This window comes from Micromonospora humida (genome assembly GCF_016901255.1).
GTDB classification, from domain to species: domain Bacteria; phylum Actinomycetota; class Actinomycetes; order Mycobacteriales; family Micromonosporaceae; genus Micromonospora; species Micromonospora wenchangensis.
The window spans coordinates 51,166-64,453 of the sequence record NZ_JAFEUC010000009.1; the positions used below are offsets into that span (position 1 = coordinate 51,166).

Below are 13,288 nucleotides of genomic sequence, written 5' to 3' on the forward strand. Positions count from 1 at the left end.
CCGGTCGGTGACCGGCCGGCACGGACCAACTCAGCGGATGCCCGCCCCCGGTTCGGGGGCGGGCATTCGCTCGTCCGGATGGTGACCGTCGATCCCGACGGGTCGTCGCGGGGCCTGCCAGAGCGGCCCCCGCCTGCGATACGGTCGCCTCGCCGAACGCCCCGCCGCCGGCCGCCGCACCGTCGGCGGTCCGCCCGTGCGGGGCGGCACCCGCCCCCTGTCGTAAAGGAAATTTTCCTACTAGGGTGCGGCAGAGAAGGTTAGTGCCGGACGGTGCGAGGGAGAAGTGGCGTGAACAGGTGGAAACGGCTGGCCCCGGTCACCGCCGTCGTGGCCTCGGCCGCGATGGTGCTCGCCGGTTGCGGCGGTTCCGGCGACGACGACGCCGCCGACGACAGCAAGCTGACGGTCTGGATGATGGGCGAGGGGAGCGACGCCCAGACGGCGTTCCTCGACGGCGTCGAGACCGAGTTCCGGCAGCGGCACCCCGACACCGACGTGGTGGTCCAGTACATACCCTGGCTGGAGGCACCGAAGAAGTTCCAGGCGGCGCTCGCCGGCGGCGAGGGCCCGGACGTCACCGAGCTGGGCAACACCGAGACCCAGGGCTGGGCGGCCCAGGAGGCGCTCGCCGACATCTCCGGCCGCTTCGGCGGCTGGGCCGAGGGCCGGGACGTCCTGCCCGACCTGGTGCGCAACGCGCAACTCGACGGCAAGCAGTACGGCGTCCCCTGGTACGCCGGGGTCCGCGCGATCTACTACCGCACCGACTGGTTCGCCGAGGCCGGCGTGCAGCCGCCGAAGACCTGGGACGAGCTGGTCTCGGTCGCCAAGGCGGTGCAGGCCAAGAAGCCCGGCAGCTACGGCATCGCCCTGCCGGGCAACTCCGAACTGCCCTTCTACTCCTTCCTCTGGGGTGCCGGCGGCGAGATCGCCACCGACCAGGGCGGCACCTGGAAGTCCGGTTACACCAGCCCGCAGGCCCAGCGGGCGGTGAAGTTCTGGACCGACCTGGTGACCGTGCACAAGGTCGCCCCGCCGGCCGCCGCCGGGTGGAACGAGATCGACGCCCGTACCCAGTTCGCCACGGGCAAGGCGGCGATGGCCTTCGCCGGCAGTTGGCAGGCCGGCGCGATCAAGAAGGACAACCCCGACATCGAGAAGGTCTGGGGGACCTTCCCGATCCCCGGCCCGGACGGCGGCCCGGCCCCCGCCTTCGCCGGTGGCTCCGACGTCGCCCTCTGGCAGGACAGCGAGCGGCAGGACCTGGCCTGGGACTACCTGACCGTGCTGCTGAGCAAGAAGAACGCGAAGACCTTCGCCGGCAGCCTCGGCTTCTTCCCGGTCTACTCCGACCTCGTACAGGGCGGCGACTACGCCGACGACAAGCTGATGGCGGCGTTCGCCAGCACCATGCAGCGCACCCGGGTGACCCCACTGACCCCGAAGTGGGTGGAGGTCAGCCGGACGAAGACGGTCACCCAGGCGATGAACAGCTCGGTCATCAAGGGCCAGAAGTCGGTGCAGCAGGCCACCGCCGACGCCGCCGCCGAGATGGAAAGCATCCTCAACGCCAAGTGAGCACCCGGACCGAGCACCCTGCGACGGCCGCCGCCCGGGACACCCCCACGCGGCGGCGGCCCCGGGTGGACCGCCTGCCGTACCTGCTCCTGCTGCCCTGCCTGGTCGTGATCGGGGTGCTGCTGCTGTGGCCGCTGGGCCAGGTGGTGGCGATGTCGTTCTTCCGGCTCAACAGCGTCCGGCAGCTGCGCGGGGACCGGGAGTGGCCGTTCGTCGGGCTGGCCAACTACACCCAGATCCTCGGCGACCCGTTCTTCCGTACGGTGCTGCGCAACACCGTGCTCTTCGCGGCGGCGAACGTGCTGCTGACGATGGTGCTGGGCACCCTGGTCGGGCTGCTGCTGCACCGGCTCGGCCGGAAGATGGCCACCTTCGTGGCCAGTTGCGTGATGCTGGCCTGGGCCACCCCGGCGCTGACCGGCACGATCGTCTGGAAATGGATCTTCGATGACACCTCCGGCCTGGTCACCTGGGCGTTCAACGCCCTGCCGGACGGGCTGTCGCAGGCGCTCTTCGGCCGCACCGACTGGTCGGGTTACGGCTGGTTCAACTCGCCGCTGCTGTTCTTCGCGATCCTGACCCTGGTGGTGGTCTGGCACTCGTTCCCGTTCATCGCGGTCAGCGTGCTCGCCGGGCTCAAGAGCGTGCCGAGCGAGCTGCACGAGGCGGCCCGGGTCGACGGGGCCGGCCCGTGGACGGTGTTCTGGAAGATCACCTTTCCGCTGCTGCGGCCGGTCTTCGGCATCCTGGTGGTGCTCTCCACCATCTGGGACTTCAAGGTCTTCACCCAACAGTTCGTGCTGGCCGGCGGCACCCAGGACCGGCCGACGTTCATGCTGTCGATCTACTCGTACGCCGAGGCGTTCTCCCCGCCGCCCAAGTACGGCGTGGGCTCGGCCATCGCGGTCATCCTCACGCTGATCCTGCTGGTGGTGACCGGCATGTACGTCCGGATGGTGCTCAGGCAGGAGGACGCGTCGTGAAGAAGGTCGCCCTCAACGGCGCGGGCCTGCTGGTGGCGCTCTTCGCCGCCTTCCCGGTCTACTGGATGGTCGCCACCTCGCTGAAACCGAACCGGGAGATCTTCTCGGCCACCCCCCGGCCGGTCCCGGCCCACCCCACCCTGGAGCACTACCGGGAGATCCTCACCGGCAACCTGATCCCGGGCGTGACCTTCGGCGACTTCCTGCTCAACAGCGTGCTGGTGGCCGTCAGCACGGTCGTGCTCAGCGGGCTGGTGGCGCTGCTGGCCGCGACGGCGGTGGCCCGGTTCCGGTTCCGGCTGCGGACCACTTTCCTGATCATGCTGCTGGTGGTGCAGATGATCCCGCTGGAGGCGTTGGTCATCCCGCTGTTCCTGATGATCCAGCGGCTCGGCCTCTACAACACCCTGCCCAGCCTGATCCTCACCTACCTGGGCTTCTCGCTGCCGTTCGCGGTGTGGATGCTGCGCGGCTTCGTCGCGGCCGTGCCGAAGGAACTGGAGGAGGCCGCCGCCATCGACGGGGCCAGCCGCGTCCAGACCTTCCGCAAGGTCCTCTTCCCGCTGGTCGCGCCCGGCCTGGTGGCCACCAGCATCTTCTCCTTCATCACCGCCTGGAACGAGCTGATCTTCGCGTTGACCTTCGTCAACGACCAGAGCCGCTACACCCTGCCGGTGGCGATGACCTTCTTCTTCGGCCGCGACGACACCGCCTGGGGCTCGGTGATGGCCGCCTCCACCCTGTTCACCCTCCCCGTGATCGTCTTCTTCCTGCTGGTGCAGCGCCGGATGGTCTCCGGTCTGGTGGCGGGCGCCGTCAAGGGCTGAGCCGGGACGCCGACCACCCGCGCCCGGCCGTACCCTGGGGCCATGACGGGCAGGGTGGCGGCGGTGAACCTCGGCGTGGTGACGCAGGCGCGGTGGGCGGGTGACGCGAGCGGGCGCAGCGGCATCGACAAGCGGCCGGTCGACGGCCCGGTGCTGCTGCGCGCCGACGGGGTGGCCGGCGACTTCATCGGCGAGCGGCCCCAGCACGGCGGCCCCGAGCAGGCGGTCTACGCCTACGCGCAGGAGGACGCCGGCTGGTGGTCGGCCGAACTGGGCCGCGACATCAGCCCCGGCGGCTTCGGTGAGAACCTGACCACCTGGGCGGTGGACGTGACCGGCGCGGTGATCGGCGAACGCTGGGCGGTCGGCTCGGCGCTGCTCCAGGTCACCAAGCCGCGTACCCCGTGCACGACCTTCGCCGGTTTCTGGGGGGTGCCCGACCTGATCAAGCGGTTCACCGTCCGGGCCGCCCCCGGGGCCTACCTGCGGGTGCTGCGCGACGGCGAGGTGAGCGCGGGCGACCCGGTGGCGGTGGTGGACCGGCCGGCGCACGGCGTCACGATCGGTGAGGTGTTCCGGGCCACCAGTCTGGAGCCGGAGCTGCTGCCCCGGCTGCTCGACGTCCCCGAACTGCCCGCCTCGACCAGGGAGAAGGTGCGCCGCCGGTTGAACGTCGCCGACTGACCACACCGGCCCGCCGGCCGGTCAGGCGGGGTCGGCGAAGACCTCGGCCAGCACCCGTGGCCCGGTCGCCCGGCCGTCGGCGACCTTCGCCCACCGGCCGTTGTCGGCGTTCCACTCCAGCCCGTCGAAGCGCACCCGCTTCACCCCGTGGTCGGGGGCGTGCGAGACCAGCCAGTGCGCGTACCGCCAGCCGTCCCGGGCATCCGAGGCGGGCACCGTCACGTCGGTCAGCTCGGCCACCGCACCGGCGTCGGGCAACCCCCAGTCGAGGGTCAGGCCACGGGTCAGTTCGGCCACCGCGGCCTGCCCGCGCATCACCGGGGTACGCCCCACCGTGCAGGCCACCGCGCCGGTCGCCTCGCCGAGCAGGGCCCGCGCCAGCACCTGGGACTCGTCGGCCCACTTCTGGTACGCCTTCGGGTACGCCGAACGCTGCACCGCCTGGGCCGCGTCGGTGACCTCCATCCGCTCCCAGCCGCGCACTTTCTTCAGCGCCTTGTAGAACCGGTTCGCCGCGTACCGCTGGTCGCGGATCTGCTCCGGGGTGCCCCAACCCTGGCTGGGGCGCTGCTGGAACAGGCCGAGCGAGTCGCGGTCACCGTGGGCGAGGTTGCGCAGCCCCGACTCCTGGTACGCGGTGGCCAGGGCGACCACCACGGCCTGCTCGGGCATCTGCCGCTGCATGCCGATCGCGGCGATGGTGGCGGCGTTGGCCATCTGGTCGGCGTCGAGCTTGACGGTGCCGTCGGCCTGCACGGTGCAACTGCGGCCGGCGACGGGAAGCCGGAACTCCCCGTCGAGTTGACGGACTCCCCAGCCCCCGACGATGGCGAACAACGCCACCACGACACCGGCTGCCACGAATGTCCGTGTCCGCACCCGCACCTCCCGTTTCAACGTTCGCCAAGCGTACGTCGCCAACCGTCGGCCCCGGGTCGGTCGACCGGTTCACGTTCCCGTGCAGAATCAGAAGAAACCAGGTCAATCCCGGGGCACCCAGGCCGCGTCCCGCTTCTGTCGGAACGCCTCCACGCCCTCGCGGCCCTCGGCGGACAGGAAGTAGCCGGTGGACCGGGCGGACAGGTCGGCGATCTCCGCCCGCAGGTCGGTGGCGGCCGGGCGGCGCAGCAGCTCCTTCGTCCCGGCCAGCGCCCCCGGCGCGCCCCGCACCAGCGACGCGCAGTACCGGGCCACCGCCGCGTCCAGCTCGCCGGCCGGCACGGCGGCGGTCACCAGTCCCACCTCGGCGGCCCGCCGGCCGTCGAAGGTGTCGCCGGTCAGGTACAGCTCGGCGGCGGCCCGGGGGTGCAGCCGGGGCAGCACGGTCGCCGAGATCACCGCCGGGATCACCCCGATCCGCACCTCGGTGAAGGCGAACGTCGCCTCGGACGCGCAGACCGCCAGGTCGGCCGCCGCGATCAGGCCCAACCCGCCGGCCCGCGCCGGCCCGGCCACCCGCGCCAGCACCGGCTTCGGGCACTGGCGCACCGCCACCAGCACGTCACCGAGCATCCCGGCCGGCACCGACCCGCTGGCGTACGCCGCCGCCGTCTCCTTGAGGTCCGCGCCGGAGCAGAAGACCGGGCCGGTGTGGTCCAGCACGACCACCCGGACCGCGTCGTCGGCGACCGCCCCGGCGATCCCGGCCAGCAGCTCGGTCATCAACGGGGTGGACAGCGCGTTGCGGTTGTGCGGGCTGTCCAGGGTGAGGGTGGTCACCCCACGGGCCGTGGCGACCCGCACGAGTCGGTCGGGAGAGGTCATGCCGGGCACACTAGTGGCCATGCCCGGCGTCCTTCCAGATGGTGAGACCGTTCCCGTCGACGGCGCGCTGCCCGGCACCGCCCTGCGCGGGGTCGGCGCGCGCGGGTTCGGTGTCTACCTGCACGTGCCGTTCTGCGCCAGCCGGTGCGGATACTGCGACTTCAACACCTACACCGCCGCCGAGCTGGGCGGGGGCGTCGGCCGGGAGTCGTACGCCGACACCGTGCTGACCGAGCTGGCGCTCGCCGCCCGGGTGCTCGCCGACACCCCGCCGCCCCGGGTCGACACGGTCTTCGTCGGCGGCGGCACCCCCACCCTGCTGCCCGCCGACGACCTGGCCCGGCTGCTCGACGGCATCGACCGCACCTGGGGGCTGGCCGCCGACGCCGAGGTCACCACCGAGGCCAACCCCGAGTCGGTGACCCCCGGGTCGCTGAAGACCCTGCGCGCCGCCGGCTACACCCGGATCTCGCTGGGCATGCAGTCCGCCGCCGCCGGGGTGCTGGCCGTCCTCGACCGCACCCACCGCCCGGGACGCGCCGTCGAGGCCGCCCGGGAGGCCCGCGACGCCGGGTTCGACCACGTCAACCTCGACCTGATCTACGGCACGCCGGGGGAGCGCCCGGAGGACTTCGCCGCCTCGCTGGAGCAGGTGGTCGCCGCCGGGGTCGACCACGTCAGCGCGTACGCCCTGATCGTGGAGGACGGCACGCGGCTGGCGGCCCGGATGCGGCGCGGCGAGCTGCCGTACCCCTCCGACGACGTCGCGGCGGACCGCTACCTGGCCGCCGAGGCCGCCCTCGACGCGGCCGGTTTCTCCTGGTACGAGGTCTCCAACTGGGCGCGCGGCGGGGCGGCCCGGTGCCGGCACAACCTGCTCTACTGGACCGGCGGCGACTGGTGGGGCCTCGGCCCGGGGGCGCACAGCCACGTCGGCGGGGTGCGCTGGTGGAACGTCAAACACCCCACGACGTACGCGCAGCGGCTCGCCGCCGGGCACTCACCCGGCCTGGCCCGGGAGATCCTCACCCCGGCCGAGACGCACACGGAGGACGTGATGCTGCGGCTGCGGCTCGCCTCCGGGCTGCCGCTGGACGTGCTGGACGACGCGGGTCGGGCCGCCGCCGCCCGCGCGCTCGCCGACGGGCTGCTGGACCCGGTGGCCTATCCGCAGGGACGGGCGGTGCTCACCCTGCGGGGCCGGCTGCTGGCCGACGCGGTGGTCCGCGACCTGCTGCCCTGAGCGTGGCCGCGCCGGCCCGCCGCGCACTCTGCCGGGGCGCGCCGGGGCCGGCGGTGGTGCCCGACCGGCCGGGGGAGCGGCCGGTCGGGACTCACTTGATGAAGCTGGTGGACATCGGGTAGCGGTAGGCCTGACCCTCGTTGGCCTTCATGCCGGCGATGATCCCGAACAGGATCTGGATCACCACGACCGCGATGCTGGGCAGGAAGAGCAGGCACCAGCTCACGAAGAGCAGCACGAACGCGATGATCGACCAGAGGATCTGGAAGTTCAGCGCGGCCAGGGCCTGCGCCCGGACGGCCGGCGACTGCTGCCCGCGTACCAGGTAGGCGATCAGCGGGGCGACGAAGCCGAGCGGGCCGAAGCTGATCAGCGCGCCGGCGGCACCGCCGAAGTGCGCGACCAGCGCCCAGGTCTTGTCCTCGCTGTTGGCGTAGCCGCCGCTCGGCGCACCGTAGGCGCCGCCGGTCGGATATCCGCCACCGGGCGGGGGGTAGCCACCCTGCGGGGGGTAACCGCCCGCGGGCGGCTGGTCACCGGTGGGCGGCGGATACCCACCGGGCGGGGGGTACCCGCCCGCGCCCGGCGCGCCGGACAGTGGTGCGGTGGGCGGCTCGTATGGCGAGCCCTGGGGCGCGGTCGGGTCCGGCGGGAACCCGTCGCCCGCGCCGGGAGGGCGAGGTGGTTCAGTCATGCCCGCCACGGTAGGGGCTGTCGGCAAGGGTGCACCAGAGCGACACTGGTGAGGTTGGCCTCGACCGTGCGTCAGCGCCCCCCGCCGGCTTGGTCCTTCTTGATCATATCGGCGGCGGTACTGCCGACGTAGACTGGCACTCGCTACAGTCGAGTGCCAGAGTGTTCGCCCGGGTGCGGCAGCGCCCGGGGCGACGTGCGTCAGGAGGTGGGAGATGGGTCTCGACGACCGCAAACTCGCCGTGCTGCGGGCGATCGTCGAGGACTACGTCGCCACGCAGGAGCCCGTCGGCAGCAAGACGCTCGTCGAGCGCCACCAGCTCGGGGTCTCCCCGGCGACCGTCCGCAACGACATGGCGGTGCTGGAGGAGGAGGGCTACATCCGGCAGCCGCACACCAGCGCCGGCCGGGTCCCCACCGACCGGGGCTACCGTCTCTTCGTCGACCGGCTCTCCCGGGTCAAGCCGCTCAGCCCGGCCGAACGCCGGGCCATCGAGCGCTTCCTGGTCGGCGCGGTCGACCTCGACGACGTGGTGCACCGCACCGTACGCCTGCTGGCGCAGCTCACCCGACAGGTCGCCGTGGTGCAGTACCCGTCGCTGGCCCGCTCGTCGGTGCGCCACCTGGAACTGGTGCCGATCTCCACCACCCGGCTGATGCTGGTCATGATCGCCGACACCGGGCGGGTCGAGCAGCGGCTGGTCGAGCTGGCCGCGCCGGTCCCCGCCGACGACGTCCTCGACCTGCGCCGGCTGGTCAACGAGAAACTGGTCGGGAGTCGGTTGTCCGACACTCCGCCGCTGGTGCAGGCGCTTGTCGACGAGAGCGCGCCGCATCTGCGCGGCGCGATGACCACCCTGTCCACCGTGCTGCTGGAGACCCTGGTGGAGCGCACCGAGGAACGGCTCGCGCTGGCCGGCACCGCCAACCTCACCCGGGGTGGCCTGCTCGACTTCCAGGGCTCGCTGCGACCCATCCTGGAGGCGCTCGAAGAGGAGGTCGTGCTGCTCAAGCTGATCGGCGAGGCGGAGCCGAGCACCACCCGGGTGCTGATCGGCGACGAGAACGAGGTCGACAATCTCCGTGCCGCCTCGGTGGTCAGCACCGGGTACGGCCCGGGCAGCACCATCGTCGGCGGGCTGGGCGTGCTCGGCCCGACCCGGATGGACTACCCCGGCACCATCGCCACGGTGCGGGCCGTGGCACGCTACGTGGGCGAGCTGCTGGCCCAGAACTGACCAGTCAGGGCCGGCGGCCGGCTCCGGCCGCCGACCGGCGCAAACGCGAGACGAACATGAGGACACGGAACGCAGTGGCCAGGGACTACTACGGCATTCTCGGCGTGAGCCGGGAAGCCTCCGACGACGAGATCAAGCGCGCCTACCGCAAGCTGGCGCGGCAGTTCCACCCGGACGTCAATCCGGACCCGGAGGCACAGGAGAAGTTCAAGGACATCAACGCCGCGTACGAGGTCCTCTCGGACGACCGGAAGCGGCAGATCGTCGACCTGGGTGGCGACCCGCTCGCCCCGGGCGGCGGGGGTGCCGGCGGCCCGGGTGGCCCCGGCGGGGCCGGTCCGTTCGTCGGCTTCCAGGACATCATGGACGCCTTCTTCGGTGGCGCGGCCGGTGGCGCCCGTGGCCCACGGCCACGGACCCGGCCCGGGGCCGACGCGATCCTGCGGCTGGAACTGGACCTGCACGAGACCGCCTTCGGCGTCGAGGCCCCGATCACGGTCGACACCGCCGTGCTCTGCACCACCTGCTCCGGGGCGGGCACCGCAGCCGGCACCCACCTGGCGACCTGCGAGGCGTGCGGCGGCCGGGGCGAGGTGCAGTCGGTGCAGCGCACCTTCCTCGGCCAGGTCGTCTCGGCCCGGCCGTGCACCGTCTGCCAGGGCTACGGCACCACCATCCCGCACCCCTGCCCGACCTGCGCCGGCGACGGCCGGGTGCGGACCCGCCGCTCGCTGACCGTCAAGATCCCGGCCGGTGTCGAGGACGGCATGCGCATCCGGCTCGCCCAGCAGGGCGAGGTCGGCCCGGGTGGCGGCACCGCCGGTGACCTCTACGTCGAGATCCACGAGCGGCCGCACGACGTGTACTCCCGCAAGGGCGACGACCTGCACTGCCGGGTCACCGTGCCGATGACCGCCGCCGCGCTGGGCACCCGGCTCACCATCAAGACGCTGGACAGCGACGAGACCGTCGACGTCAAGGCCGGCACCCAGCCGGGCAGCACGCTGCGGCTGCGCGCCCGGGGCGTACCGCACCTGCGCGGCACCGGGCGGGGCGACCTCTACGTCCACCTCGACGTGCGTACCCCCACCAAGCTCGACGCCGACCAGGAGAAGATGCTGCGGGACTTCGCCAAGACCCGGGGCGAGGAGGTCGCCGAGCTGAGCAAGCAGGGCGGCTTCTTCTCCCGGATGCGCGACGCCTTCAACGGCCACGCCTGACCGGTCGGTCTTGTTTCGGTCGGCTTGTCCCGTTCGGTCTAGATCCGGTCGGTCTCGTGCCGGTCGGTCTCGTGCCGGTCGGCTCGTCCCGGTCGGCTCGTCCCGGTCGGGGCGTGCCGGTCGGGCCGGCGTCCCGGGTGGCTTCCCGGCCTGCCCGGCCGGTTAGCCTGATCGGCGTGTCCGCGCCACTGTTCCTGGTCGAGTCGCTGCCCCCTGCCGACCAGTTCACCCTGGACGGCCCCGAGGGGCACCACGCCGCGACCGTGCAACGGCTGCGCGTCGGCGAGGAACTGCTGCTCGCCGACGGGCGGGGCGGCACCGCCACCGCCGTGGTCACCGCCGTCGGTCGGGGTGCCCTCGACCTCACCGTCACCTCCCGGGGGTACGTCGACGCGGACGTCCCCCGGCTGGTCGTGGTGCAGGGCATCGCCAAGGGCGACCGGGGTGAGCTGGCCGTACAGGCGATGACCGAGGTCGGGGTGGACGAGATCGTGCCCTGGGCGGCATCCCGCTCGGTGGCGCAGTGGCGCGGCGACCGGGGCGTACGGGCCCGGGACAAGTGGGTGGCGACGGCCCGGGAGGCAGCCAAACAGGCCCGCCGGGCGTGGCTGCCGGTGGTGGCCGGTACCCCGGACGAGTCCACCGCCGCGGTGGCCCGCCGGATCGCCGGGGCGGGCACGGCGTTCGTCCTGCACGAGGAGGCCGACGACCGGCTCACCACTGTCGACCTGCCGAGCACCGGCGAGATCGTCCTGGTCGTCGGGCCCGAGGGCGGCGTCGCCCCGACCGAGCTGACCACCTTCACCGACGCGGGCGCCCGCGCGGTACGCCTGGGCCCCTCGGTCCTACGCACCTCCACCGCCGGCCCCGCCGCCCTGGCCGTCCTCGCCACCCGCCTCTCCCGCTGGTAACCACCCCACCCTTCCCTGCCCCACCTGCCCTCGCCCTGCCCGGGTGATCAAGAGGTTTGCGTCATCCCCCGGCTCGATCCCCGCCCCAAACTTCTTGATCACCACCCCTCAACGCCGCCTCGCACCACCGTCTCCCGGCGGTGTCCCCTCGTGATCAAGAGGTTTGCGTCATCGGCGGGGCGGCCTGGGATCGACGCAAACCTCTTGATCACCGGTGCAGGTGGGGCGGGACAGGACGGGGCGGTGTGGGAGGGGCGGGGGAGTGGGGGAGGGGTGGTCTTTAGAGTGGGGGGATGGGAGCCGACTGTCTGTTCTGCCGCATCGTCGCCGGGGAGATTCCGGCCACCATCGTCAAGGAGACCGCCACCACCCTGGCCTTCCGTGACATCGGGCCGAAGGCGCCGGTGCACGTGCTGATCATCCCCAAGGAGCACTACGCCGATGTGGCGACGCTCGGTCAGGGTGACCCGGGGCTGGCCGGCGAGGTCCTGGCCACGGCGGCGGCGGTGGCCGAGGACGAGGGGCTGACCGGTGACGGCTTCCGGCTGATGTTCAACACCGGCCCGTACGGCGGCCAGGAGGTCTTCCACGTGCACGCCCACCTGCTCGGCGGCGCGCCCCTGGGCCCGATGCTGGCCCGGGACCTGGTGTGACGTCGACGGTCGACCCGGAACCCGACCCGGACGGCCAGGGGGCACCCACCCGGCGTCGGCTGGAACGGATGGTCCGTGGCACCCAGGCGCAGGCACGGGTGCCGGCCCTGGCGGTGGCGCTGCACCGGGCCGACGGTCCGCTCTGGAGCTTCCAGGTCGGCACCACCGGTAACGACACCGTCCTCGGCCCGGCGAGCCGGTTCCGGATCGGCTCGGTCACCAAGACCTTCACCGCCGTGCTGGCGTTGCAGTGCCGCGACGACGGGCTGCTCGACCTGGACGACCCGCTGGGCCGGCACCTGGACCTGCCCGCGCACGGCGAGCTGACCGTACGCCGGTTGCTCTCGCACACCGCCGGGCTGCAACGCGAACCGTACGGCGACGTCTGGGACACGCTGCGCGCGCCGCAGGTGGACGAGTTGGTCGCCGACCTGGTCCGGGCCGAGCGGGTGCTGCCCACCGGCCGCCGTTACCACTACTCCAACCTGGGCATGGCGCTGCTCGGCCGGCTGGTCGGCGCGCTGCGCGGCGGCACCTGGGCCGAGGTGCTCGCCGACCGGGTGCTCACCCCGTTGGCGCTGGCCGGCACCTCGGTCGACCCGGGGCCGCAGGCGGTGACCGGGTTCCTGGTCGACGCGTACTCCGACGAGGCGCATCCGGAGCCGCCGACCGACTTCGGGGCGGTCGGGCCGGCCGGCCAGCTGTGGAGCACCGCGACGGACATGGCCCGGTGGGCGGCGTTCCTCGCCGATCCGGCCGCGCTGGACCCGACCGGGGCGGTGCTCTCCCCGACGACGCTGGACGAGATGCGCTGGCCGGTGACCACCACCGACGAGACGGCCTGGAGGGCCGGCTTCGGGCTCGGGCTGATCCTGGTCCCGTACCCGGACCGGGTGGTGCACGTGGGGCACGACGGCGCGATGCCCGGCTTCCTGGCCGGCGTCTACGGCCGGCGCGGCGGGGACGGCACCCCCGGCGCGATGGGCTGCGCGGTGCTCGCCTCCTGCGGCACCGCCGCCGAGGTGCTGGAACTGCCGCACCGGCTGCTCGCCGCCTCGGCCGAGCACGACCCGGCGGAGATCGTGCCGTGGCGGCCGGGCCCGGGTGCGCCCGGCCCGCTGCGGGGGGTGCTGGGCCGCTGGTGGGGCGAGGGGTTCGAGTACGTCTTCTCCTGGCACGACGGGGCGCTGCGGGCCCGGGGCGCGGACGATCCGGCGGGGCGGCCCCCGGCGGTGTTCGCGCCGACGCCGCAGTCACCTGACGTGTTCCGGACGGTCTCCGGGCGGGAGGTCGGGGAGCTGCTGCGGCTCACCCGCGACGCCGACGGGACGGTGGTCGCGATGCACTGGGCCACCTACCGTTTCACCCGCCACCAGGAGACCTTCGACCGGTACGACTTCCGGGCCTGACCGGCCGGCCCTCGACCTCGGCCGCCAGCCGACGGCCCGATCCGGCTCCCGGGCCTGACCCGCCGGTTCCCGGGCCCTGACA

General features: G+C 73.1%; 13 protein-coding genes. 10 read left to right on the forward strand and 3 right to left on the reverse strand.

Annotated features, from left to right (window positions below; genetic code table 11):
• Positions 1 to 291: 291 nt before the first annotated feature.
• Genes JQX11_RS18895 through JQX11_RS18910 form a run of 4 tightly spaced genes read left to right on the forward strand, consistent with a single transcriptional unit; the run spans position 292 to position 4,075 of the window.
• A complete protein-coding gene (locus JQX11_RS18895) occupies positions 292 to 1,581 on the forward strand; it encodes a sugar ABC transporter substrate-binding protein (protein ID WP_204926288.1) in 1,290 nt (429 codons plus the stop codon).
• A complete protein-coding gene (locus JQX11_RS32610) occupies positions 1,578 to 2,564 on the forward strand; it encodes a carbohydrate ABC transporter permease (protein ID WP_204926289.1) in 987 nt (328 codons plus the stop codon). Before JQX11_RS18895 ends, JQX11_RS32610 begins: the two co-directional genes overlap by 4 nt.
• The gene (locus tag JQX11_RS18905; protein WP_204926290.1) at positions 2,561 to 3,391 is read left to right on the forward strand and encodes a carbohydrate ABC transporter permease; all 831 of its coding nucleotides are present in this window, start codon (positions 2,561 to 2,563) and stop codon (positions 3,389 to 3,391) included. Before JQX11_RS32610 ends, JQX11_RS18905 begins: the two co-directional genes overlap by 4 nt.
• A gap of 42 nt (positions 3,392 to 3,433) precedes the next feature.
• Positions 3,434 to 4,075, forward strand: a complete 642-nt coding sequence (locus JQX11_RS18910; RefSeq protein WP_204926291.1) for an MOSC domain-containing protein — start codon at positions 3,434 to 3,436, stop codon at positions 4,073 to 4,075.
• Between the two features lie 21 nt (positions 4,076 to 4,096).
• Here the strand turns inward: JQX11_RS18910 and JQX11_RS18915 are convergent, their stop codons facing one another.
• The gene (locus tag JQX11_RS18915; RefSeq protein ID WP_204926473.1) at positions 4,097 to 4,960 is read right to left on the reverse strand and encodes a hypothetical protein; all 864 of its coding nucleotides are present in this window, start codon (positions 4,958 to 4,960) and stop codon (positions 4,097 to 4,099) included.
• A 96-nt stretch (positions 4,961 to 5,056) separates the two neighbouring features.
• Positions 5,057 to 5,839, reverse strand: coding sequence for an enoyl-CoA hydratase-related protein (locus JQX11_RS18920; protein WP_204926292.1), 783 nt, complete (start codon positions 5,837 to 5,839; stop codon positions 5,057 to 5,059).
• Positions 5,840 to 5,858: 19 nt separating this feature from the next.
• Between JQX11_RS18920 and hemW the strand changes: the two genes are divergently transcribed.
• On the forward strand, positions 5,859 to 7,082 hold the full coding sequence (gene hemW / locus JQX11_RS18925; RefSeq protein WP_204926474.1) for a radical SAM family heme chaperone HemW: 1,224 nt from the start codon (positions 5,859 to 5,861) through the stop codon (positions 7,080 to 7,082).
• A gap of 91 nt (positions 7,083 to 7,173) precedes the next feature.
• Here the strand turns inward: hemW and JQX11_RS18930 are convergent, their stop codons facing one another.
• On the reverse strand, positions 7,174 to 7,776 hold the full coding sequence (locus JQX11_RS18930) for a DUF4870 domain-containing protein (RefSeq protein ID WP_204926293.1): 603 nt from the start codon (positions 7,774 to 7,776) through the stop codon (positions 7,174 to 7,176).
• Between the two features lie 214 nt (positions 7,777 to 7,990).
• Here JQX11_RS18930 and hrcA point away from each other — a divergent pair, with 214 nt between their 5' ends.
• The 5 genes from hrcA to JQX11_RS18955 all read left to right on the forward strand — a co-directional run bounded on the left by hrcA (position 7,991) and on the right by JQX11_RS18955 (position 13,206).
• A complete protein-coding gene (gene hrcA / locus JQX11_RS18935) occupies positions 7,991 to 9,013 on the forward strand; it encodes a heat-inducible transcriptional repressor HrcA (protein WP_204926294.1) in 1,023 nt (340 codons plus the stop codon).
• Positions 9,014 to 9,087: 74 nt separating this feature from the next.
• The gene (gene dnaJ, locus JQX11_RS18940; protein WP_204926475.1) at positions 9,088 to 10,233 is read left to right on the forward strand and encodes a molecular chaperone DnaJ; all 1,146 of its coding nucleotides are present in this window, start codon (positions 9,088 to 9,090) and stop codon (positions 10,231 to 10,233) included.
• 176 nt (positions 10,234 to 10,409) lie between these two features.
• Positions 10,410 to 11,144: a 16S rRNA (uracil(1498)-N(3))-methyltransferase gene (locus JQX11_RS18945; RefSeq protein ID WP_204926295.1), complete on the forward strand. Its 735-nt coding sequence runs from the start codon at positions 10,410 to 10,412 to the stop codon at positions 11,142 to 11,144.
• A gap of 293 nt (positions 11,145 to 11,437) precedes the next feature.
• Positions 11,438 to 11,797 carry a histidine triad nucleotide-binding protein gene (locus tag JQX11_RS18950; protein WP_088644388.1) on the forward strand — a complete coding sequence of 120 codons (360 nt, stop codon included), beginning with the start codon at positions 11,438 to 11,440 and terminating at the stop codon, positions 11,795 to 11,797.
• Between the two features lie 68 nt (positions 11,798 to 11,865).
• Positions 11,866 to 13,206: a serine hydrolase domain-containing protein gene (locus JQX11_RS18955; protein WP_204926476.1), complete on the forward strand. Its 1,341-nt coding sequence runs from the start codon at positions 11,866 to 11,868 to the stop codon at positions 13,204 to 13,206.
• The last annotated feature ends 82 nt before the right edge of the window (positions 13,207 to 13,288 follow it).

Coding starts and splice junctions, on each gene's coding strand:
- JQX11_RS18910 (WP_204926291.1), top strand. CDS start 3,434: ATGACGGGCAGGGTGGCGGCGGTGAACCTCGGCGTGGTGACGCAGGCG.
- JQX11_RS18920 (WP_204926292.1), bottom strand. CDS start 5,839: ATGACCTCTCCCGACCGACTCGTGCGGGTCGCCACGGCCCGTGGGGTG.
- hemW (WP_204926474.1), top strand. CDS start 5,859: ATGCCCGGCGTCCTTCCAGATGGTGAGACCGTTCCCGTCGACGGCGCG.
- JQX11_RS18930 (WP_204926293.1), bottom strand. CDS start 7,776: ATGACTGAACCACCTCGCCCTCCCGGCGCGGGCGACGGGTTCCCGCCG.
- hrcA (WP_204926294.1), top strand. CDS start 7,991: ATGGGTCTCGACGACCGCAAACTCGCCGTGCTGCGGGCGATCGTCGAG.
- JQX11_RS18950 (WP_088644388.1), top strand. CDS start 11,438: ATGGGAGCCGACTGTCTGTTCTGCCGCATCGTCGCCGGGGAGATTCCG.
- JQX11_RS18955 (WP_204926476.1), top strand. CDS start 11,866: ATGGTCCGTGGCACCCAGGCGCAGGCACGGGTGCCGGCCCTGGCGGTG.